20 protein-coding genes are annotated in these 21,841 nt (G+C 47.5%); 3 read left to right on the forward strand and 17 right to left on the reverse strand.

The window, feature by feature from the left end; translation table 11 throughout:
* Positions 1 to 7 precede the first annotated feature (7 nt).
* From B5F77_RS10710 to B5F77_RS10775, 13 genes are all read right to left on the reverse strand, one after another.
* Positions 8 to 778, reverse strand: a complete 771-nt coding sequence (locus tag B5F77_RS10710; RefSeq protein ID WP_087330613.1) for a hypothetical protein — start codon at positions 776 to 778, stop codon at positions 8 to 10.
* A gap of 27 nt (positions 779 to 805) precedes the next feature.
* Positions 806 to 1,318: an LptE family protein gene (locus B5F77_RS10715; protein WP_087330615.1), complete on the reverse strand. Its 513-nt coding sequence runs from the start codon at positions 1,316 to 1,318 to the stop codon at positions 806 to 808.
* 3 nt (positions 1,319 to 1,321) lie between these two features.
* Positions 1,322 to 2,506, reverse strand: coding sequence for a sigma-54 dependent transcriptional regulator (locus B5F77_RS10720; RefSeq protein WP_087330617.1), 1,185 nt, complete (start codon positions 2,504 to 2,506; stop codon positions 1,322 to 1,324).
* Positions 2,507 to 2,559: 53 nt separating this feature from the next.
* A complete protein-coding gene (locus B5F77_RS10725) occupies positions 2,560 to 3,396 on the reverse strand; it encodes a lysophospholipid acyltransferase family protein (RefSeq protein ID WP_087330620.1) in 837 nt (278 codons plus the stop codon).
* 381 nt (positions 3,397 to 3,777) lie between these two features.
* Positions 3,778 to 4,668, reverse strand: a complete 891-nt coding sequence (locus B5F77_RS10735) for a CDP-alcohol phosphatidyltransferase family protein (RefSeq protein WP_087330624.1) — start codon at positions 4,666 to 4,668, stop codon at positions 3,778 to 3,780.
* Positions 4,669 to 4,676: 8 nt separating this feature from the next.
* Positions 4,677 to 5,408: an SDR family oxidoreductase gene (locus tag B5F77_RS10740; protein WP_087330627.1), complete on the reverse strand. Its 732-nt coding sequence runs from the start codon at positions 5,406 to 5,408 to the stop codon at positions 4,677 to 4,679.
* A 5-nt stretch (positions 5,409 to 5,413) separates the two neighbouring features.
* Positions 5,414 to 5,884, reverse strand: a complete 471-nt coding sequence (locus B5F77_RS10745) for an adenylyltransferase/cytidyltransferase family protein (protein ID WP_087330630.1) — start codon at positions 5,882 to 5,884, stop codon at positions 5,414 to 5,416.
* A 134-nt stretch (positions 5,885 to 6,018) separates the two neighbouring features.
* On the reverse strand, positions 6,019 to 6,606 hold the full coding sequence (locus tag B5F77_RS10750) for an RNA polymerase sigma-70 factor (protein ID WP_087330632.1): 588 nt from the start codon (positions 6,604 to 6,606) through the stop codon (positions 6,019 to 6,021).
* 145 nt (positions 6,607 to 6,751) lie between these two features.
* Complete coding sequence (locus tag B5F77_RS10755; protein ID WP_087330634.1) at positions 6,752 to 7,702, reverse strand: alkaline phosphatase; 951 nt, start codon at positions 7,700 to 7,702, stop codon at positions 6,752 to 6,754.
* A gap of 25 nt (positions 7,703 to 7,727) precedes the next feature.
* Complete coding sequence (locus tag B5F77_RS10760; RefSeq protein WP_162607986.1) at positions 7,728 to 8,660, reverse strand: metallophosphoesterase; 933 nt, start codon at positions 8,658 to 8,660, stop codon at positions 7,728 to 7,730.
* A gap of 81 nt (positions 8,661 to 8,741) precedes the next feature.
* The gene (locus B5F77_RS10765; RefSeq protein ID WP_239446294.1) at positions 8,742 to 9,704 is read right to left on the reverse strand and encodes an endonuclease/exonuclease/phosphatase family protein; all 963 of its coding nucleotides are present in this window, start codon (positions 9,702 to 9,704) and stop codon (positions 8,742 to 8,744) included.
* A 221-nt stretch (positions 9,705 to 9,925) separates the two neighbouring features.
* Entirely contained in the window at positions 9,926 to 10,882 is a 957-nt protein-coding gene (locus tag B5F77_RS10770) for a metallophosphoesterase (RefSeq protein ID WP_087330641.1), read from the reverse strand.
* 2 nt (positions 10,883 to 10,884) lie between these two features.
* A complete protein-coding gene (locus B5F77_RS10775; protein ID WP_162607987.1) occupies positions 10,885 to 11,979 on the reverse strand; it encodes an SGNH/GDSL hydrolase family protein in 1,095 nt (364 codons plus the stop codon).
* A 564-nt stretch (positions 11,980 to 12,543) separates the two neighbouring features.
* Here B5F77_RS10775 and B5F77_RS10780 point away from each other — a divergent pair.
* On the forward strand, positions 12,544 to 13,545 hold the full coding sequence (locus tag B5F77_RS10780) for an alpha/beta hydrolase (RefSeq protein WP_087330678.1): 1,002 nt from the start codon (positions 12,544 to 12,546) through the stop codon (positions 13,543 to 13,545).
* Between the two features lie 37 nt (positions 13,546 to 13,582).
* On the forward strand, positions 13,583 to 15,070 hold the full coding sequence (locus tag B5F77_RS10785) for a capsule assembly Wzi family protein (RefSeq protein ID WP_087330645.1): 1,488 nt from the start codon (positions 13,583 to 13,585) through the stop codon (positions 15,068 to 15,070).
* Between the two features lie 285 nt (positions 15,071 to 15,355).
* On the opposite strand, the gene B5F77_RS10790 is transcribed toward B5F77_RS10785, so the two are convergent.
* Positions 15,356 to 16,096 (reverse strand): lysophospholipid acyltransferase family protein, encoded by a 741-nt coding sequence (locus B5F77_RS10790; RefSeq protein ID WP_087330647.1) that lies wholly within the window; start codon positions 16,094 to 16,096, stop codon positions 15,356 to 15,358.
* 142 nt (positions 16,097 to 16,238) lie between these two features.
* Here B5F77_RS10790 and B5F77_RS15860 point away from each other — a divergent pair, with 142 nt between their 5' ends.
* The gene (locus B5F77_RS15860; RefSeq protein ID WP_204244968.1) at positions 16,239 to 16,412 is read left to right on the forward strand and encodes a hypothetical protein; all 174 of its coding nucleotides are present in this window, start codon (positions 16,239 to 16,241) and stop codon (positions 16,410 to 16,412) included.
* Between the two features lie 66 nt (positions 16,413 to 16,478).
* Here the strand turns inward: B5F77_RS15860 and B5F77_RS10795 are convergent, their stop codons facing one another.
* From B5F77_RS10795 to B5F77_RS10805, 3 genes are read right to left on the reverse strand one after another with little or no spacing between them, the layout of a single operon-like run.
* Positions 16,479 to 17,516: an aminotransferase class I/II-fold pyridoxal phosphate-dependent enzyme gene (locus tag B5F77_RS10795; RefSeq protein ID WP_087330648.1), complete on the reverse strand. Its 1,038-nt coding sequence runs from the start codon at positions 17,514 to 17,516 to the stop codon at positions 16,479 to 16,481.
* A gap of 28 nt (positions 17,517 to 17,544) precedes the next feature.
* Positions 17,545 to 20,436, reverse strand: a complete 2,892-nt coding sequence (locus tag B5F77_RS10800; RefSeq protein ID WP_087330650.1) for a glycoside hydrolase family 3 N-terminal domain-containing protein — start codon at positions 20,434 to 20,436, stop codon at positions 17,545 to 17,547.
* Positions 20,437 to 20,451: 15 nt separating this feature from the next.
* The gene (locus tag B5F77_RS10805; protein WP_087330652.1) at positions 20,452 to 21,312 is read right to left on the reverse strand and encodes a DUF6261 family protein; all 861 of its coding nucleotides are present in this window, start codon (positions 21,310 to 21,312) and stop codon (positions 20,452 to 20,454) included.
* Positions 21,313 to 21,841: the final 529 nt, after the last annotated feature.

Consider the following 21,841-nt stretch of genomic DNA (forward strand, 5'->3'; position numbering starts at 1 on the left):
TACAAACTTATTTTTTAGTGTTAATAATCAACTTTTCCAAGAATCTAATTTGGTCTGCAAAGTAAATATTTTTTTCTGGATATTTCAAATTTAAGTTCCGAATTATTTGCAAAGCTTTGTCATAACGCTTTTGTTTGATGTAAATACGGGCTAGTGTTTCCGTAAAATAGGTATCGTCGAGTGCCTGAATCGAAACTTTTTCTTCTGCTTCTGGTTCTTTCTCCGGCGAATCCGTTGTCTTTTCCGACGTTTCTAACGGGAAACTCGGTCGATGTTCACCCTCTTGTTTGATAAACGAATCAATCAAATCTTGATGCTTTAGCTTCACCTCTTCGCGCGAGGTACTTTCCGGAGAAGATTCTTGAGATTGCGTTTCCGACCAATGCAGGTAATCAGAGGCCGCCAAGGGTTCGGGCAGGAGCTTCTCGTCTGCCCCTTTTCCTTCAGATTTATCCGATGCCAAGAAAGCATCAATCAAATCGAACGCATGCTCCGTGTTGGAAGCCGGAGCCTGTTTCTTCTTCTCTTGCGATTCGTCTACCCATTCCTTTCCTTTCAAGAGGTAATAAAGCACACGCCTATCTACCACGCCAATAGCCAAACGTTCCAACTCCTGCGCGAAGTCAGGATGTTTCAGTAAATAAAGATTCTTCAGATACAACATCTTCAACGTCTGGAAATAAGGATAAGCTGCCAATACCTGCCTGATTTCTTCCAACGAAGAGGCCGTGAGGGCATCGGGCTGTTGGATGTATTGATGTAGCTCCGTCGCGTTCATGCTTGCTTATACATTATATATTATATACTACCAATTGGCAACGGTTGCGTTGTAAATCTGGTCGGCCAACTCTTCGATAATCTCCGTGCAAAGTTCATCTTGCACATCTTGCAGCATCCGGCTACTGTCAAATTCGCGATAGGCCGAAAATGATTGCTCGAAGTCCTCTTCCGAATTGGTGCGGTTCGTATAACGTACTTTGACTGTGATGGTCAGCTTTGTGCGCGATGACAACGCATCCTCTTGTACCGCCAAAGCCGCCAAGTCGTATCCCGTAATCTCGCCTTCTATTTCCAAATCGCCATTATCGCGTACCATCGAGAGGCGTGTCTGTCGTACATAAATATCCTTCAAACCTTCCGTGAATTGCTGCGCGAGCGGAGGATATACCATCGGAGCCTGATTGGGGAAATCCTTAATGGTTATCGTCTTCACCTTCGTATAATCAATCGAAGCGCCGTTAAACGTATAGGAAATGGAACACGCTGCGAGACACATCAGCCCCACCAACAACATATACGTCCGTATTCTTGCTTTCATCTTTTATTCTAAATTATATTCTTTAATCTTCCGGTAAAGGGTGCGTTCAGATATCTTCAAATCGGCCGCCGCCTTCTTACGCTTGCCATTATGGCGTTCGAGGGCCTTGCGAATCATATCCTTTTCAACCTCTTCGAGCGACATCGATTCCTCTTCGACCGTTTCGGCCTTTTGCACCACAGGCATTTGAATCGTTTGGACGGGATGAATCGTAGGCGCATAGGTTTCGTTCTTTTGCATTTCAACGGGGATATTTCCGCCCATGATATCATGTACCAACTTTTTTAAATCATTTACATCCTTCCGCATGTCGAAGAGGATGTGGTACAAGATTTCACGCTCGTTGGCAAATGATTTCTGTTCTTCTTCTTTCTTGACCAACACGGGATATTTCTCTACGCTTACGTTTGGCAAATAAATCCGGAGAATATCGGCGGTAATTTCGCGGCTCTCTTCAATGACGGAGATGCGTTCGGTGACGTTCTTCAACTCTCGGATATTACCCGGCCAACGATAGGAAAGAAGCAACTGGCGCGCGTCGTCGTCCAGACGGACAGCCGGCATCCGATATTTCTCCGCACAATCGGCTGCAAACTTCCGGAAGAGAAGGAGGATGTCCTCCGCCCGGTCGCGCAAGGGCGGTATCTGAATAGGTACCGTGTTCAGGCGATAATACAAATCCTCGCGAAATTTCCCGTCGGCCACCGCTTGCACGAGGTTCACGTTCGTAGCCGCCACGATGCGCACGTTCGTCTTCTGTACCTTCGAAGAGCCAACCTTGATAAATTCACCTGTCTCCAAGACACGCAAAAGGCGGGCCTGCGTAGGGAGCGGCAACTCGCCCGCTTCGTCGAGAAAGATTGTCCCGCCATCGGCCACTTCGAAATAGCCTTTGCGGTCGGCCAACGCGCCGGTAAACGATCCCTTCTCGTGCCCGAAAAGTTCCGAATCGATGGTTCCTTCAGGGATGGCACCACAGTTTACGGCAATGTATTGCCCATGTTTCCGTGCGCTATTTTGGTGGATAATCTGCGGGAAAACCTCTTTACCCACGCCGCTTTCTCCCGTAATGAGCACCGACAAATCGGTTGGTGCCACTTGGAGGGCGACGTCAATGGCGCGGTTCAGCCCCACATGATTCCCAATAATTCCAAAACGCTGTTTTATCTGTTGAATATCTGCTTTCATTTTTTCTGTTCTCTCTGTTCACCTCGTCTGTCGTGGGGTCAAAGATACGAAATTTATCCGTTGCTTTTACAAGCATAAGTCTGTTCGTACAAATATTTTCCCAAGGCATCGTCGCTGTCGAAGGAGGCAATTTCCGCAGCTGAAATGGGATGGCCCACGTAAACATCTACCGTCCGTCCTCGTTTGTTGAAGATTTCGTGGACAACGCGCAACGTCCGGAGCTGCCAGCTCACATTTCCCAGCCAATAGAAAAAGGGCGTATTCAGGAAATCAAAATAGATGGGATATACCGGCACGCCCGCCCGATGGATGAGCCGCACGACGCTCCGCGTCCACGGCAAGTCGCGCACCGCTTTCGCCTCTTTATTATAAAAAGACATCGCCCCGGCGGGGAAAAAGCCCATCGGATGCCCCGCCTGCAGATGTTGCAAGCAGAGACGCACGCCGCCCATATTGGCCCGGTTGCCGCGCCCTTCGTGCTTCGTATCGGGCTGCACGGAGATGAAATTGTCTGTCATTGCGCCGATTTTCGACAGGATACCGTTCACCATCACCTTGAAGTCCGGACGGCGCGACGCCACGATGTCAATCAGCATAATCCCGTCGAGCGAGCCGATGGGATGGTTCGAAACGGTGATGAACGCCCCTTCGGGCAACGAGTCGAGCCGCTCGGCATGGTGGAGGTTGTATTTCAAATCGATGAGCGGGTCGGCAAGGAGCGCGCGGGTAAACGCCGCTCCGCGCTGGTGGCAACTGTTCGCGTGCGCCCGGTTCACTTTGTCTATCTCCAAGAAATGCAATAACGCCTTTCCCACGGCGCGGCCCGCCGCCGTCCCGAAGAAAGGAGCCATGGCTTTCAAATCGTTTAGGTCTACTACCGTTTCTTTCATGTTTTCTTTCTATTTTCCTATTTATAAACGACGTTTTAGAAGTTTCTCGCCGCGAGAAAACGCCTAATCTTTGTTTTGTCGGATTCCCGCTCCGAGAAAGCACCCAATCCTTGTTTTGCCGGATTCCCGCTCCGAGAAAGCATCCAATCTTTGTTTTTCCGGATTCTCGCCGCGAGAAAGCACCCAATCTTTGTTTTTCCGGATTCTCGCTCCGAGAAAGTGCCTAATCTTCGCGTCTTCTGTTTCTCGCTCCGAGAAAGCTCCAAATCTTCCTTTTGTATAGCTCTCGCAGCGAGAAACGTCATAATGCTTTATTTGGTGATTTCTCGCTAAATTTTGACATCAAAACACCGCTTTTGCTTACACTTTGCTTTTTTAGCTTTATCGATTCAAGAACGAACGGCAAATCTGCTCATGCTTCTTCATGCAGTAAGCGAGGACGATGTTCAGTACGATGATTTCATACAAATAATACGCCCAGACGTGTCCGGAGAGCATGATGACGAACATGACGAGCGTGCGGCCGTTGAAGGTCATGAGGTCGATGTAACGCATCAAATGCTTACTCTGGCGGCGGAAATCGGTGCGAACCTCCTGCGGGAAGTCGTCGCCATAACGCCCGTGCAGGTTATGTAGCATTTGTTGGAGAACAGGCGTCGCCTTCACCTGAATGAGCGTGTACCAGCGGTACAGCAGGTAGAAGAACTTCGTGATGCCATATTTCGTCTGCTTATGCTGCGCCACAACCTGCTCGAGGCTCTGGAACTCCGCCCCCTTCTCTTTCGAGATGAAATAGAGGTGGAGTGTTTTGTAATAATCGGTGATGTTGGCCTGCAGGAGATGGGACATCGCCGAAAGCACCGCGAGGGCGAAAAACCAGTGCGAACCGGTCTCGTGCGCCAAACGGGCGGCGAGGCAGAGGTAAATCGTCGCAAACCAGATATCGCCGGCAAAGCCATCCAAAATGCGGCCTATCTTCGACTTAATCCCCGTGAGGCGCGCCAATTGCCCGTCTACGCAATCCAAGATATTGGCCAACACGAGGCACAGGATGCCATACACCGTATATTTCAAATCCGAATGATAAAAGAAAAAGCCCGTAGCCGCCCCCACGAAAATCGAGAGGATGGTAATCATGTTTGGCGTGACGCCCGTGTGCCGCAAAAGACGCGCGATTTGGAAACCAATCGGACGATAAAACACCCGGTCGATGAGGTTTTCCGTCTCAATAGACTTCAACGACGCTTCATATTCCTTGTTCAAATTACTCATTTTATTCCTTATTTATACGAATAACCGCCATCCACGACGACGATTTCCCCATTAAAGTATCTATTTTCTATCAACATTTTATACACTTCCGCCACCTCTTCTGGCTCGCAAAAACGACCGAGGGAGACCTTCCGCTCGATATTCCGACGGATTTCGGCCGGCTTCGTCTTCTGCCATTCTGTATCGACAAAGCCCGGCGCGACGCCATTGACGCGCACCTCGTAAGGGACAAGGAATTTCACTAAATTGCGCACCAGACTATGTACCGCGCTTTTCGTCACACCATACGCCAACGAGACGGAATGCGGCTCGATTCCCATCAACGAACCAGTAAAGACCACACTCCCGCCTTTCCGAATCCGCCCGACGATGCGCTGCAACAAAAAGACCGGGAAATGAACGTTCGCCTTGAACACCCGTTCCCAGTCTTCCCATCGTATCTCCTCGAACGCCTCGCGGCACGTCTGTCCGGCATTCAGGATAATAGCATCCAAATATAACTGATTTTCTTCCAAAAAACGGTTGATTTTCTCGACGCTATTCGTTATATCTACATTATCCGCCTGTAACGTATAGACCTCTACGCCATAACGCGAAGTCAACTCCTCGCGCGTCCGTGCTGCCGCCTCCGCATCAGAAGCAAACGTCAATACCACATGATAACCGGACTTTGCCAAGCATTCGGCTACCGCCCGGCCGATACCTTTCGTACCTCCGGTTATAAATACCACCTTCTCCATCTTATTTATTCTTTTTCTGAGAAGCCCTTGACCGAATCCGGCTTGGCTTGCCGTTGCGAACGAAGGTTCGCCTCATACGAATCGTGGATGGTTTTCTTTAAATTGGAAGAAGAAACGCCTGTCCCATAAGGGAAATAAAATACCTGGACACCTAAGTCCTTCAAGTAATCATATTTGCCATACCAATCATCGCCTACGACAAACGCGTCGATGTTGAGCTTCTTGACGATTTCCGTATGGTCCAACGAATGCTGCGGAATGACAATGTCTGGCGTCTTGAGCGCTTCGATGATTTGCAAACGCTCGTGAAACGGAATAATCGGCTTCGGCTTATAGGATTCGACCAATTCATCCGTACTAACTCCCACGATTAAGATATCAGCCAAACTCCTCGCGTAGTTAATCATACGCAGGTGGTTGTAATGGAACATATCAAACGTTCCTGACGTATATACAATTGTTTTATCTTTAAACATAGTAAACCTCTTTCAAAATTCAAATCGCAAACTTACACAATCTTTCCCTATCTAAAAAAGATTTCTAAAAAAAAGTGTTACTTATTCCACGAAAGAGGACAAGGAAGACACCAAACAGATGACCTAATTTTCAATCAAAAGAAAAGAAGGATGAGATGAAGGCGTTTCTCCGAACGGCTGTATTCGTGATTTACATATTGAGCTATACGTCTGTAAGCATTCGACACATGCGCCTCGACGGTCTTCTCGGAAATACCCAAAAGCGAAGCGATTTCCCGATGCTTCAAATCGCCTTGCTGGACAAGGCGAAACACCTCACGACACTTTTCAGGCAGGGAATAGATGGCCTGCTGGATAAGATTGAGATATTCTTGCTGAAGCAATTGTTTTTCGGGATCGTCGGACACTGGGATTGCTTCAATCTGATAAAGTTCGAGGTACTCGTTATCTAATGTTTTGTCACGGCGAATGTACTGCAAAGCCTGGTTCTTGACGGAAGTATAAAGATATTTTTCCACATCCTCAATCTCACGGATCACCTCCCGCCGTTTCCACAAAATGAAAAAGACATCCGAAACACATTCCTCCGCAAATTCTTTCGACCGCAAAAAATAAAACGCCAAATGAAAAAGCCGCTGATAATAAAGATCAAACAACGACCGGAACGCTCGCTCATTGTTCTGCGAAATCTGATTCAACAATATGTCTATCTCTGCATTCATCCTTTTTTGATCAGGGGCAAAGGTAGAGAATTTACCTTAATATCTCTTTACAAAGAAATGAAATTTTAGCCATTTACCAGACTAAAATTTCATCTCAAAGAAGATCTTTCAATTCTTTTGTCAAATCAAAAGAATTACCGCCCAATTACTCAAAAATAGATTTAATCGGGCGTGCCAACCAAACTTGCGGTTGTTCGATGCCGAACATATAGCCGATTGTTCCGGCGATATCATACACCATCGTGCTTTCAGGAATGACGAATCCCTTCTTGATACCTTTCCCGTAGAAGACGATAGCTGTTTCCATTTCGTCCATCGTAATGCCACCGTGCGAAGTGCCTTTGCCGCCATGGTCTGCCGAGACGATGATAACGGTTTCATCCATGATGCCGGCCTCTTCCACAGCCTTCACGATTTCGCCAATGGCCTTATCCAAATGAGTCAACTTCGCGATGTATTCCGGCGTACACCAACCGATGCTATGGCCTACACCATCCGGTTCGCCGAACGCTACAGCGCAGAAATCCGGCTTCTTTTCTTTAATGTAATTTACGACCGGTGCAATGGCTTCCGTCGTATTCTCACCTGAAAGTGCAGCTGGTTGAACGTAGTTTATCGACAACGTATCTGCCAGATAACGCATTCCTTCCCACTCGTAGATATAACCGATTTCCGCTTCCGGATGCGTCTTGCGCACCATCGCGAAGATATCCGGGAAGATTTCATGCTCCGTCAAGATACGCGAAGGCAGATCGGGAACGCGGCTTCCCCACGTGGTGTATCCGTGAAGCTCAGGACCCGCACCCATCCACATAGATGCCCAGTTCACTGCACTCGATGAAGGCAACACCGAACGGTTCTTCAGCGTATAAGAGCCGTTTGCCATCAGGTTCCGCAGGTTGGGCATGTGCTTCATGTCCGGAAGCGTCTTGCCATCGTTGATACTGGCCGCACTGAAGCCATCAAATCCCAACACGATGACGTGCTTCGGCGCATTGGCGGGTTGTTTACTCTCTCCTTCCGCAGAAGGGCTCACGCTGCACGCACTCACGAGCAGCAACACTGCCAAGAGGCAGAGATGTGATAATGTTCTCATGTTTGTTTATATATTAAGTCTGTAATTAAAATGTCATTGCATAATCTTTAATCCAAGGTACGAGCGGGAAAGGGAACAAATCGTCCGGAATGTGCAAGTCCTGCGGCGTTGGCGGGATGAACGAGCTTTCGCGTCCTTCCATCTCCAAGCGTCCCTCACCCAACGTCACGAAAGCAAAAAGCGAATCCTTGTAAGGCACCGTATATTGCAACGAAGGACGTCGCCGGTTGATTTCCTCGCTGAACCGTTCCGGGCAGGCATATTTATCGCCCACCCATTGATTCGACGCGCTATTGATTTGGATGTAAGAGATTCCTCCGATTTCACGCACATAATTCGTATGGTCGTGCCCGCTAAAGGCCGCTATCACCTTCTTGAATCCGCAGCGGCGATTCTCCTCTTCCAATATTTGCTGTACTTTATCCCGGTTCTGCACCGTATTCTCAAAACACTCGTGCGAGAAAAGGATGCAATGTTTATCCGTTGCCTTCAAATCAGCCTCCAGCCACGCGAGTTGTTCCGGATCGACATGGTCCCGTTGCGTAATATCGACGTAGAAATTCCCATGCGCGTAGGGTGTGTATTTCCCGTCGACGCAAAGGTTGTTCGGGTCGAGCACAACGAAATGGAATCCGCCCTTGTCGAACGAGTAATAACGCTTCTCCAATCCAATGAACTGCATATATTCCTCCTTGGTGCAGACATCCATGTCATGATTTCCCAAGACATGGTACTTCTTGCCCGCATATTGGTCCCAAAGCGCAAGGAAGGAGCGATTCTCCTCTTTCGCAAAACAGAAATCGCCTAATTCGATAATAAAATCCACCTGGCGACGCTCTGCTTCCTTGAGAAATGCAGTCAGGCGTTCGGGCGCATCGTGGGCAATATCCTGATGGACATCCGAAATGACACCAAAAGTGACCGGTTTCTCCGTCAACAGTGGCAATTTACCGTTCATACCCTTTGCTTTTACCGCTGTAATGGCCAGCGAACAAAGTCCTATTTTAAAAAAATGACGACGATCCATTTTTATATCTCATTAATCAAGCGCAAAGGTAGTAAAAACAAAGCCATGGTCTGAAGCATAAAAGAACTTTTTGCCCTTAAAATCTAACGTGCCAGGCAGGTCGGCGTTATAAGATTCCGACTTTGTAGCACGCAGCTTCTTACCTATATAATAAATGTAATCAATGCGGTCCATACGATCCTTCACGTCGCCGTCCGACCAATACCACGTAACGCCTAATTCCTTCGTCGGGTCGGGGTGCATTTCGCGGAAACTATCCTCGAATCCGGCCTTCTCCATCTCCTTCGATACTGTCCAGTTCACCACCGCTCCGCCGTGATTATACATATCCTTCGTGGCCTCCGTCCAGTCTAAATGCGAATGGCTATTGAAATCGCCGCCCATAATCACCGGGATGCTGTCCGCCTCCGCCAAGAAAGGTTTCAGGACGGAAAGGATGCGGCGCACCTCCTCGTCGCGCGTACCTTCATCGTCCCACGCCAGAATCTCTTGTTCGCTCTTTTCCGTCGGAGTCAAACGTTCGTCTGGTAAATAATGCAACCAGGTATCGAACACGCGTACCCGCTTGCCATTCATATCCAATTCTACGCCGCCAAAGTTGAATGTCGAGATAGAATCCGGGAAAGTATAGGTTTTCACAATCGGATAGCGGCTGTATATCGAAAGATTATCCGAAATCAGCCGGTGGTAATACCCCAGATGGTCTGCCACTTGGTTGGAGCAGCCATACGTCTCAATCATCAGGATGACATCCGCGTCGCTCTGCTTCAAAATCCCTTTCGTGCCTTCGCACCCTTTCTCCGGATATGCCTTCGAATGCCCGGCATGCCAAACATTCCACGAAAGTACCTTCAATTCCTTCACCTCTTTTTCCGGCTGCTCCTCCTCCGGTTGAGGAGTACAAGCGCATAGTGCCCCAAGCATCCATGCTCCGGCAACACTTTTCTTAAAAAACTTTTTCCTTACTAATTTCATATTCTACATTATCCATTTCTATTTCTATCTTCTTTCGGCTTTTATAACCCTTTCGTACCTGGTACGAAACTGTCCCTGGTGCCAGCGGGACTTTCGTACCCGGTACGAAACCATCGCTGGTGCCAATTGGGACTTTCGTACCCGGTACGAAACTGTCCCTGGACCCAGCGGGACTTTCACACCTGGTTAGAAACTATCGCTGGACCCAGCGGGACTACGGCTTACATCTTCACTTGCCGGTCGCTCACGTAAGGATGCACCTTGTCGACATTCGGGAAATCGCCCGGCTGGGGCGCAGGCGGAAGGAACTCGCTCTTCACGCCCTCCACTTGGATGCTCCCGTTCGCCAAATCCACCGTCACAAAAGCATAAAGCGCATCCTTATATTCAATCATGTTCCCGCTTGAATAATGGTTGGCATAGTCGCACCAATAGTAAGCGGCACTGTTGATTTGGAAATAATGCACGCCCTCAATCTCAGAATAGGCATCCACATGGTGATGCCCGCAGAAACAGGCAATCACCTTCTGCCGATTGCGGTTCGCTTCGTGGATGACGGCCCGCACCTCCTCGCGGTTCGGGCAACTGTTTCCCGACCAAATATCGTCCAGCCCCTGATGAGAGAAGAGAACCGTCGGTTTGTCCGTAGCCGCCAAATCCGTCCGGAGCCAATCGACCTCCTCCGGTGTAATCAAATCCCGGTTTTCCCGGTCGACATAATAATTGCCGTGGTCGTAATCCAGCAATGCGCCCTCCTTGCGGACATGGTTCAAATCCAACACTACGCAATGAAGATCGCCGCAATCGAACGAATAATAATTACCCGGCATCTCTAACGCATTCGTGATAACGGACTTCGTGGCATGGTCCATATCGTGGTTCCCCAAGACGCTGTACCGCTTCCCAGGGAATTGCTCCCAGACAGGCACAATCGTATCCAGCCCTTCGCCGTGCGAGAGGTCGCCCAATTGGATGATAAAATCCGGATTCCATGCCTTCGCCGCATCGATAAACTGTTGCAAACGGCGGACGGCATCCGGCTGCAAATCCTGATGTACATCCGTCACAATCCCGAAGCGGACCTTCCCCGCTCCCTCCTTTCCCTTGCAAGAAAGGTTGAACGCCAAGGCGCAAAGCCCGACGGACATCTTCGTAATAAAAGCTCTTCGTGTTATCATTCTTATTTCGTTTTAATAGGTCCTAAAATCGTGCGTGCCTTGCTGATAACCGCTTCCGCCTGCTGCCTCATACCCCAATCGGAAGGATGGACGTAATCCACCCACGAATCGGGATGATAGTTCAATTCATCGTGCGAAAGGTAGAACAGGTTCGGCACCTTCTCCTCCTTCAACGTGCGATACGCCCGGCGCAACGCCAAATTCGTATGATGATAGCGATGGAACTGCGTCGTGTCGCTCTCCGCTTGGCAGTATCCGGCATGTTCCACCAAGAGAATCGGCGTATCATGTTTCGCCCGCAACTGACGGACTGCCGCGAGGGCACGCTCATAAATCACCTCGTCCGGTTCGTCCGGCAGATTCGCCATGCAGTCGATAACATACAATCGCGCAGGGATTTCCCCGATGAAATCCAGCACGCCCTCCTCCAACCTGCCGTTCCCGGAGAAACCTAAATTCACCACCGGACACTGAAGAGTGCGCTGCACGATGTTCGTCCACGCCATACCGGGACGCGAAGCACACGCTCCCTGCGCGATGGAGGTCCCATACACCACAATCGGCTCCTCCGTCGAAGCAGGCACATACTCGAAACGGCTCCCCTCCGGCACGCCCACTTGCAACCACTTCACGCCATTATACAACGGCAGGTACAAATAATAAGAAACCATTCCCTCCGTCTCATTCTTAATCTGATAAGAATAAGCGATCGTATCCCCGAAGCTATAATTCGAAAAGCAAATCGTCCAACGTCCCTGCCCGTCTGTCTGATACAAATCCACGCCCGACACACCGGTCGAAGGCATGTGCGGCATCGCATATCCGCCCTTCACCTGATAACGCACCTTCAGCTCCCGCGCATCCGTCCGGAAACAAAGCGCCAGTCCCGCCGTCTCTTGCGACAAATTCCAAACCGCCTCGCGCACCTCCGGCTTCGCCCTGTCCGGCAACCGCTGAAACTCCTTCCCAATCTCCTCCGAAAACCCCTGATTCTGAAAAACAGGAAACGCGCACGCACACGGATCGTTCCACGTCCATTGCGCCCAAGCGGGCAAAGAGATTGCCGCGCCTAATATACACATAACAAGATGTCTCATTTTATCCATTTAAACTAAAGAATGAACACACTTTTCTGCAAACGCCGCGACGCCGTCGCGGAGAAATCAGAGCACTCTGCAAATGCCACGACGCCGTCGCGAAGAAATCGGAGCACTCTGCAAACGCCGCGACGCCGTCGCGAAGAAATCAGAGCACTCTGCAAACGTCGCGACGCCGTCGCGAAGAAATCGGAGCACTCTGCAAGCCTAACGGCCCGGATTTCCAGTCGCAAAATTAGGTAATAATTTAAACTACGTAAACTTCTCGTGCGACTTTTTCTACACCTGCTACATTTTCGTATTTTATCAAAACAAACGAAAAAATTCTATCCGGTTTATCGGTAACTGTTAGGATAATGTTTCGCACTTTAGCTCTGTCTCCTGCAAAAGGAGACGGACATATTGCAAAAAGATCCGCCGGTATCTGAAGTATAAGTCGCTGGAATTACCCAATAACCAGCATTAGACATTATACTACCATTATTTACTGAAAAAAGAAAAGTGTACATCGCTTTGACAGATTACCGGATACTTTTGCTACCTTTGCTCCAAATGAAAACAGGTATGAGACGATTCTATTGGTTAAGCCTTTTGGCATGGTTTTGCTTATTCACGGCACAAGCACAATACGTGCACGACATTTTGGGAGGCAAATACCAAAAACGAACCATCGAGATGGGAAACGACAACGAAGGACGCGTAATTTGCACGCTCGTCCGCCAGCTTCCCCAACCAGGATGTCGGCAAGCCATTCTCTATCTCCATGGTTATAACGACTATTTCTTCCAGTCGCAATTGGGAGACAGCGCGCAGGCCCATGGATACAACTTCTATGCCCTCGACCTCCGGAAGTACGGACGTTCGTTGCTTCCTCATCAAGATGCCTTTTATTGCCGAAGTCTACAAGCCTATTTTGCCGACATGGATACCGCGCTACATATCATCCAGGAAGAGGGCCATCGGGATATCTATTTAATAGGCCACTCTACAGGCGGATTGATTATTTCCTATTACATGAAGCATCACCCCGAAGCACCGGTACGCGGCGTAGCCTTGAATAGTCCTTTCCTGGATTGGAACTTCGGCTGGGCGATGGAAAATATCTTGATCCCAACGGTTGCCTGGCTGGGAAACTATTTCCCCGAATGGGTCGTTCAACGCGGAGGAAATGCCTCATACTCACATAGTTTGCTGAAAAAGTTCCACGGAGAATGGGAATTTGACACGGACTGGAAGAGGCCGCTTGGACATCCGAAACGAGCCGGATGGATTCATGCCATCGAAGAGGCACAACAGGACGTCCAAAAAGGATGTGCCATCGCATGCCCGGTATTAGTACTGTCTTCTACCCGCTCCTATCCAGAATCGGCCGAGTGGCACGACGAATACCTTTCGTCGGATATTGTCCTTTCGGTAGACGATATCCAACAGTATGGGGAAAGATTAGGACCAAACGTCGAGCGGCACCGCATCGAAGGAGGCATCCACGACCTTATCCTTTCGCCCCGCCCGGCCCGAGACGAAGCATACCGCCTCCTCTTCGAATGGTTAGCTCATATAAAATGATTATCTTTGCCCCTCCATTATATAATAGGTAAAAGAAATGAAACATACATTCTATAAATACTTTCCCTTGGCGGCGCTCTGGCTTGCTTTTCCGCTCCACGCCCAAGAGGCTGTCGAAACGGACGCCACAAGCTATCGAGCCGAAATCATGGGAAGTGCAGCAACGGGCGATAATACGCCTTTTTGGATGACAAGCAACCGCTATGGCATCGTCCCGCTCGAAGCCAACAACGCCTATCTGCGCGCCGGCGTGTTTCACCAACAACATTTCGGGAAAGGATTCCGCTGGGGTGCGGGCATCGACTTTGTAGCCGTCGTCCCACGATACAAGAATGCCTATCTGCACCAGCTTTATGCCGAATTGGGTTACAAATGTATCGAAGTAAGCATTGGGAGCAAAGAGCGATACCAATCGTTGGTCGACGCCTCGCTCAGTAGCGGCGATATGATTTATTCTAATAACGCCCGGCCCATTCCAGAGATGAACATTAGCATTCCGCGCTTTACTACCATCCCGCTCACCAAAGGCTGGCTGCAATTCAAAGGGAACTTCAGCGTGGGCCGTTCGTTTGATACGGGTTATCTGGAGGAATGGCACGGCGACGAATATACGTGGGTAAAAAATGTATTATGGCACCACAAATCGCTCTTCCTCCAAGTAAAAGATACGCGCGGCGATTTCCCATTCTCGGCCACTATCGGCATCCAGCACATTGCCCAATGGGGCGGCACGTCGACTAATCCCAATATCGGCGAACAACCGCATTCCTTCAAAGACTTCCTCCGCATCATTACAGGGCGCGAAGGAGGTGGAGACGCGACGCTTTCAGACCAAATCAACGTCTTGGGTTCGCACCATATCTCCTACGACTTCGGACTGAAATATGAAGCAAACGATTGGTCCGTGCGCGGTTATTATCAGCATCTCTCCTACGACAAGTCCGGCATGGAATTTTACAACGGAACGGACGGCCTTTGGGGAATTGAACTAAATCTGCCCCGGTTCTCGTGGCTCGACCGCTTCGTCTTCGAATACATCACGACCCGGAATCAATCCGGTCCCTTCCATTATATTTGGTTCGACCACGAAACACATCCGGGCCGAGGCGGCGGAGATGATAACTATTATAACAACGATGAATACATCACGGGCAATTCCTACTTCAACCGAGGTATCGGTTCGCCCCTCATCACCTCGCCCGAATACAACACCAACCATGCACCAGGCTTTCAGAACAACCGTATCCGCGATTTCCATTTCGGCCTGCAAGGCGCGCTTTCGTCGCACGTTCGCTATCGTTTCCTCCTGACGGTCATGAACGCTTGGGGTACTTTCCGCCGCCCGTTCCTCCAGAAGAAAGAGGGTGTTTCGCTTTTGGCTGACATCACCTACACACATCCACGCCTTCCAGGTTGGGACTTCTGCGGCTCCGTCAGTGCCGACACGGGCGACGTTTTCGGCGATTCCACCACCGGATTCAGCCTCCGCATTCGCAAACGCGGCCTGTTGAAGCGGTGGGAATAAACACATCCCGCTGGATTGAACACGGAGGCGCGGAGACACGGAGCATTTAATTCGTCGTTAATTATTAATCGTCAATCGCTCCGTGTCTTTGTGCCTCTGTGTTTTTTACCGTTCTGAACCCTACCAAATACAATTATAAATTCCTCCATTCACGCTGTCGTTCCCGCCATTCACGCCGTGGATTTATGCCTATACGATGAGGATGTTGTAAAAGGAATAAAAACACAGAGGTACGGAACCTTTAATTATTCATTGCTCCGTACCTCTGTGTTTAAAATAACCTTCCTACCCTCGGAACTCCGGCCAAAGGTCTTGAGCAATGATTTGCTGCGTACGATCGGCCACTTCCTGCAATCCCTGAGGTGTCGTATCTAAACCCTCGACGGAAATCTCCTCGTGGATGACCATTTCCAAGCGATGGCTGTGCAAGTTGAGCGAACCACTCGAGAGGACATGGAACGGACCGTTCAGCGTAATCGGGATGATAGGCAGATGTTGGTCCGCCGCCATCTGGAACGCACCTCGCTTAAAGCGACGCATCTTACCCGTCTTCGTCCGCGAACCCTCAGGGAAAATAGCCACCGAAGCGCCGCCTCGCAGGCTCTTCTCCGCCTGGCGCACCGAACGCGCTGCCGCCTTCGCCGAAGAATTATCAACAAAGATAAAACCGGCTGCCCGACAAGCTGCCCCCACAAACGGAATCTTCTCGAGGCTGGCTTTCATAATCCACTTGATGGGCGCGCCCAGGAAACCGTATATCAAAAAGATATCGAATGCGCCTTGGTGATTCGCGGCAAAGATATACGACTGCCCTTTCCGGATATGTTCCCGACCTCGCACCTTCACCGGACATAACGCCAGATAACACGCCAACCGAGACCAAATCATTCCCGGATAATAAGAGAAAATCCGTTCGCCTCCCAACATACACCCTACAATCGTAGTGAGCGCGGTCAGGAGCGTCAACACTAAAAACAATGGGACAAAAATTATCCACGTGTACAAGACATAAAATAGACGTTTCATAGCTGAATTTGTATTTCGCGGGACAAAGATAGGAGCTAATTTCACACCTTTCATCATTTTTCTCCTAAAATATTTTCACAATCGGGTTATTATTGCTTTATTTGCAGGAGAAATTCGAATAATTAGTAAAGCGTCTATAACCATGAGCGAATTGATGAAAAACTTAGGAGTCATCGTACTCCTTATCGGCGTAGTGATATTGGCAGTTCCAGCAATGACTGGAGGTATGACCAATGCAGTCTTAATGACAGGTTTAATTGTTATTGTAGTAGGCTATTTGAGCCACATCTTCATTAACAAGAAAGCCGAAAGTTAAGAAGAGACAAACGAGAAACGACGGATTATGGATTGGCCCTCGGGCGGTTCATGATCCGTTTTTCTTTTATAAAAGGTCATTCTCGGCAAAATAATTTCGCAAAGCACCCACCAAAAGATGATTTTCGACAGGACGTTGTGTGGAAAGACGAAAATAACGCGCATCCAACGTCCGAAAGTTCGAAGCATCGCGAATCAATATCCCATTTTTTTCCAATAAATAAGATTTTAGAGAAGAAGCACGCATTCCTTCGGGCAAACGACAAAGGAAAAAGGGCAATGCCGACGGCACAATATCGATTCCCATCTGCTGAATCCTTTGTTGCAAATCTTGTGCGTCCGAAAGCCACTGCGCTAAGGGTAATTGGAATTGTTCTGGATGGGAAAGCACATACTTTCCAGCCTCAATCGCGAGCGCGTTGACCGACCACGGTATCAAATAGGATTCCAGTCTTTTGATATGTCTTTCGCATGCTGCGATATATCCAATACGGATTCCCGGTATCTTATGTAATTTGGAAATGGATTGAACCAGCATCAGGTTGGGGTAGCGTACTATGTCGTAGGGTGTCAATAAATGTTCGGTATAGAAATCGCCATAGACTTGGTCTATTATAAATAATGTATTCGGATATCGATTAATGAGGTCGAGTAAAGAATCCCGGGCGATTACAAATCCATCTGGATTATTGGGATTACAAATCCAGCACAACTCTATTCCCGATAAGTTTAAATCGGAGAGCGGTTTTCGTATAGGGAAAAACTGCATCTGATGATGATATAATCGGCAAGCATCTTCATATTCGGCAAACGAAGGGACGAATATCATCGAATGAGAGTGGGCGTAGGCTTGCGCAATTAAGTAAAATGCCGTGATGGAGCCATTGGTAACGAGCACATTTTCTCGGCGGAGATTATTTTTATCGGCGAGCATCTCGCGAAGTGAGCCAGCGTCTGGCTCGGGGTATCGCTCCAGGAGTTGCATGGCGTGATATAAATGTGTTTGCAGCGAAGTAGTATCAGCTCCATACCATACATTTGAACTATAATTGCTCCGTACCTTTTTAGGAGTATGGTAATAATCATCTCCATGTCCAAATAACATTGCCTCTCGTTTTTCTTTTTATAAGTGATTATAATAGGGATTTATAAATTACATCTTGGATTCTTGTCCGAATATCCAGGGCGGAGAGTTTATTATTTCGGCGCGATGGATAAATGCGGTTGCAAAGGAATATGTAAATAAGATGATTATCCGGGTCGACCCAGAAGCAGGTTCCAGTAAAGCCGGTGTGTCCATAAACCGAAGCGGGAGCCATCTTGCCGCAGGGCGATGCTTTCGAGCCCATAGCCGGTTTATCAAATCCTAAGCCGCGTCGACTGGTTGGACTCTTCGTTTGGGTAAAGAGGCGGACAGTTTCAGCCGACAGCAGTTGCTTTCCACCGTAATTTCCTTCGTTTAAATACATTTGCAAGATTTTGGCTAAGTCGTTGGCATTGGAAAATAGGCCGGCATTGCCAGATACTCCTCCCTGAAAGGCAGCTGCCTCATCGTGTACATAGCCGCGTATTAATTGATGCCTTACTTGATTATCCTCTTCAGTGGGGATGATTTGTGTAGCTGGATAACGTTGCAAGGGATTATACAATGTATGATAAGCGCCTATAGGATTGAAAAAATCAATGGCTAAGAGGGAATCCATCGGCTGCTTTAGCTGTCGTTCTGTCATTATCTTTAAAAGAATGAAATTGATACAGCTATAACGATATCGTTTGGCATTCAATCGGGATTCTTTTATCATCTCCAATATCGTATCGGGAAAAGAACGGTGCGCATAGAGATTGTCTGCTACTTGCAGGGGAAAATCGGCGCTTCGACGGGTAGCGACCAAAGTGCTGTCCCAATGTTCCCCTTTCTGGGCCTTTCGATAGAAGTTGATGGTCGAAGGAAGTCCCGATTGATGGAAAAGTAACTCTTTAATGGTAATATTTTTCTTATTCGACTTTTGAAGTTCTGGGATGTAGGTTGAAATTTTATCGTTCAACTTGAATTTCCCTTCGTCGTAAGCCTTCATGACGGCTAGCAAGGTGCCCGCAGCCTTCGAAGCAGATGCCAAATCGTAAATAGACTCGTCGGTTACAGGACGTGTATGTTTATAATCCTCATAACCCATAGCTTTTTGGTATACGATTAAACTATCCTTTGCGACTATGATTTGGCATCCGGGATAGGCTTTTGCGTCTATTCCTTCTTGTGCTATGCGGGTGATTTCTTGTAAGCGGGCGCCATTCAACCCTACTTCCTCTGGTTCATGATAGCCCAAACGGATGGGTTGGGTAAAAATCCCGGTACCGGCATAATACAAATCTGGAATAGTAACCGGCAGCTTTCCCTTAGCACCGATTCCGCCAAAAATGACTTGTGCCGCATATTGCTGTGCTAAAGGTGTGCCTTCGTAAGCTAATACAACTCCTGCTGCTTGTTCTATTGACTTTTTATAAGACTTGCAGAAATAGGGAATCGTAAAGAATGTGTAAATAAAATGCTTATGGGCTGCTAACTTTCGTAATGCTGCGCTTTCCGGAATCCTTACGGTATGGACAGCACATAGGATAATGTCATATTTTTCTAAGGCGTTATATACTTTTTGCTGTTGTGCGGCGCTGGTAGAGCGCGTGATGGTGTAGAAATCCGTAGCAGCATATTGGGATACTGTCCGATTAAAGTCGTTGGTCAATCCTTTGCCAATAGATAATACTGCTATCTTCGGCTGGGAAATATTTTTCAAAGGTAAAATGCTGTCTTGATTCTTTAATAAAGTAATGGCTTCCGAATTCAGTTTGGCAGCCAACCAGGCAGCATGTGCCGTATTTAATCTATCGGATAATCCCTTCAACGGGATAGGCTTGTAATTATTTAATCCGGTGATATATTTATAGGCTAATATTTTTTTGCAACGAGCCTCGATGTCTGCCTTTGAAAGGATTCCATCGTGAATGGCTTGCTTGACTGCTTTGAAGTCGGATAAAGGAGCGGCTGGAGAAAGTAAAATATCATTGCCTGCCAATAGAGCCTGCACGCAAATATTATCGCTTGCCTTGGTATTGGCTCCTTTCATCACCAAAGCATCGGTAATGCAAAGGCCCTCGAAGCCTAATTCTTGCTGAAGTAGGTCGGTGACAATGGGTTTTGATAAAGAAGAGGCGCGTCCTTTCTGGCGGTCTAATGCGGGTACCTGCAAATGTCCGCTCATGATGCCTGCGAATCCGGCGTCGATATATCGGCGGAAAGGCAACAGTTCTACCGAATCGAGGCGGGCTTTATCGTGGTAAATAACAGGTAATGTCTCGTGCGAATCGGTCGACGTATCCCCATGTCCGGGAAAATGCTTGGCCACGGATAGTATTCCGCCCTCTTCTAAGCCGCGGGAATAGGCTATTCCCTTTTCAGCTACGGCTTCAGGACTTTCCCCAAAGGAGCGAATACCTATGACGGGATTATCTACGTTGCTGTTCACATCTAAATCGGGTGCAAAATTGATATGAATACCCATTTCATGGCACTGGCGGGCTACTTCTTCGCCATATTTATAAATGAGTAGGTTATTTTCAATAGCGCCCAGCATCATATTCTTAGGGAACCGTGTCGTCCCGCTTAGCCGCATCGAAAGACCCCATTCGCCATCTAACGAAATAAATAGCGGCACTTTTGTTTCCTCTTGCATCCGGTTCGTCAGCCAAGCCTGGTCTTCTGGATTGCCTTTGTGGAATAAAATCCCTCCAATTTTGGCTTCCTTGATATATCGAGCCAGTTTTTGGACATTCTGGTTTGTCGTCTTTACATCTGCGACAATCATGAATAGTTGACCGATGCGTTCATCCTCATCCATGGATGCAAACAGGGAATCGACCCATGCATTCATAGCCTCCTTATCAGCCTGCTGATAAAGTGCGGGCTGCACATGGGCATTAACACCATATGCAGCCACTAAAAATAAAGAAATGATAAAAAGAATACGTTTCATTTATCCTACATTTTTTCAACTCATGGAAGTTTCCTCTTCTTCCGGAACAATCGGTTCAAATTGAGTACCGCCTTCACCTTCTTCTTCCAGAGGTGGCATTTCTGTACCCTCTTCTTCTTCGTCTTTGCCCTTACGCGCCTCACTTTGTTTATAAGACGTTTTGAAACGACCGACAATTACGTTTATCTCATTAATCGTCTGTAGCGGAAAGGCCCGTTCGTCGTCGTCTGCTGCCATCAGCGCGGAAGCATAGACCATCGTACAAATATCATCATACAAATCCTCAATATCTGCCCGTAAATTTTGGGTGGAAATATTGTTTTGAAGTTTGGCATTTGTCGCTTTTACGCGCTTTGTCTTGGCCGAATGGAATTTGGTATTCATATCTTCCAGCTCAGTCAATACATTTGTCAAACCTAAAGCCGTTACATAATCTGTATTTGCCTCCTTATTCAAATCCTCTAATAATCCTTCGACTAAGGTAGTTTTTGCATCGTCGGATACACTTTGGATTCCTTTATATGGACGCATTTCGATTTCTAAATGCTGCGCAGCGGTTTTTACCTCTGCTTTCGTCGAACGCAATCCATTTGAAATAAGAAAGAAAATGATAGAGAGCAAACGGTTTCGCTCCGCATCATATTCATTAACGGTAAATGTTTCCATAGTTGCCCGGCTTTCTCTATTCAAACTGGTAATGGAAGAGATAGCAGAACCATAATTATTTAACCAATCCAATGGGATATGCAGCTTATTTCGGTAGTCTTCTGCCAAACCCTCAAAGATATCTTTGTAAATGGTTCGATGAAATCCTACAAATAAAGCCAATGTGTAACGTGTGCTCAATGAGCCTTCGATTTTGGGAATGTTTTTCATAATCTTACTTTTTTAATGGTGAATAATAGGTGCAAATATAAGTATTTGCATTCTATTATCCAAACTTTAGTCTGTAAAAAATTGAGCGATGAAGAAAAAATTTCCCTTTCCTTCCTCTATATACTCTAAAATGATACGACAACTATGAATTGCAGGTGCAGATGACTATTAAAATAGGGAATTACTATCATTGTCATGTGCAGATACTCATTAAAATCTCCGACTAATGTCATTGTAACGTGCAGAAGCTATTAAAATCTAAAATTCTTATCAACTGCACGTGCGTATTTATATTTCTAAAGAGACAAAACGCCATTGTAACGTGCAAAAGCTATTGAAATTTGAAACTACTGTCATTGTCACGTGCAGAAGGTAATATGTTTATAAAGTTATTTAAATAAGCACGTGCAGATTGGAGTTCTGTTTAATTAGCGCATTCAACAGCTATAAACAGACTCTATTCAGACAATGTTCCTAAATAGAACACCTTTTAAGTCATATATAGTTCTTCTTTTTAATTATAAATCAC

This window comes from Parabacteroides sp. An277, from assembly GCF_002159645.1.
GTDB lineage: Bacteria > Bacteroidota > Bacteroidia > Bacteroidales > Tannerellaceae > Parabacteroides.

Coding starts and splice junctions, on each gene's coding strand:
- B5F77_RS10745 (WP_087330630.1), bottom strand. CDS start 5,884: ATGTTTAAAGATAAAACAATTGTATATACGTCAGGAACGTTTGATATG.
- B5F77_RS10755 (WP_087330634.1), bottom strand. CDS start 7,702: ATGAGAACATTATCACATCTCTGCCTCTTGGCAGTGTTGCTGCTCGTG.
- B5F77_RS10735 (WP_087330624.1), bottom strand. CDS start 4,668: ATGAGTAATTTGAACAAGGAATATGAAGCGTCGTTGAAGTCTATTGAG.
- B5F77_RS10740 (WP_087330627.1), bottom strand. CDS start 5,408: ATGGAGAAGGTGGTATTTATAACCGGAGGTACGAAAGGTATCGGCCGG.
- B5F77_RS10720 (WP_087330617.1), bottom strand. CDS start 2,506: ATGAAAGCAGATATTCAACAGATAAAACAGCGTTTTGGAATTATTGGG.
- B5F77_RS10710 (WP_087330613.1), bottom strand. CDS start 778: ATGAACGCGACGGAGCTACATCAATACATCCAACAGCCCGATGCCCTC.
- B5F77_RS10800 (WP_087330650.1), bottom strand. CDS start 20,436: ATGAAACGTATTCTTTTTATCATTTCTTTATTTTTAGTGGCTGCATAT.
- B5F77_RS15860 (WP_204244968.1), top strand. CDS start 16,239: ATGAGCGAATTGATGAAAAACTTAGGAGTCATCGTACTCCTTATCGGC.
- B5F77_RS10725 (WP_087330620.1), bottom strand. CDS start 3,396: ATGAAAGAAACGGTAGTAGACCTAAACGATTTGAAAGCCATGGCTCCT.
- B5F77_RS10770 (WP_087330641.1), bottom strand. CDS start 10,882: ATGATAACACGAAGAGCTTTTATTACGAAGATGTCCGTCGGGCTTTGC.
- B5F77_RS10760 (WP_162607986.1), bottom strand. CDS start 8,660: ATGAACGGTAAATTGCCACTGTTGACGGAGAAACCGGTCACTTTTGGT.
- B5F77_RS10795 (WP_087330648.1), bottom strand. CDS start 17,516: ATGTTATTTGGACATGGAGATGATTATTACCATACTCCTAAAAAGGTA.
- B5F77_RS10765 (WP_239446294.1), bottom strand. CDS start 9,704: ATGAAATTAGTAAGGAAAAAGTTTTTTAAGAAAAGTGTTGCCGGAGCA.
- B5F77_RS10780 (WP_087330678.1), top strand. CDS start 12,544: ATGAGACGATTCTATTGGTTAAGCCTTTTGGCATGGTTTTGCTTATTC.
- B5F77_RS10775 (WP_162607987.1), bottom strand. CDS start 11,979: ATGAGACATCTTGTTATGTGTATATTAGGCGCGGCAATCTCTTTGCCC.
- B5F77_RS10750 (WP_087330632.1), bottom strand. CDS start 6,606: ATGAATGCAGAGATAGACATATTGTTGAATCAGATTTCGCAGAACAAT.
- B5F77_RS10715 (WP_087330615.1), bottom strand. CDS start 1,318: ATGAAAGCAAGAATACGGACGTATATGTTGTTGGTGGGGCTGATGTGT.
- B5F77_RS10785 (WP_087330645.1), top strand. CDS start 13,583: ATGAAACATACATTCTATAAATACTTTCCCTTGGCGGCGCTCTGGCTT.
- B5F77_RS10790 (WP_087330647.1), bottom strand. CDS start 16,096: ATGAAACGTCTATTTTATGTCTTGTACACGTGGATAATTTTTGTCCCA.
- B5F77_RS10805 (WP_087330652.1), bottom strand. CDS start 21,312: ATGAAAAACATTCCCAAAATCGAAGGCTCATTGAGCACACGTTACACA.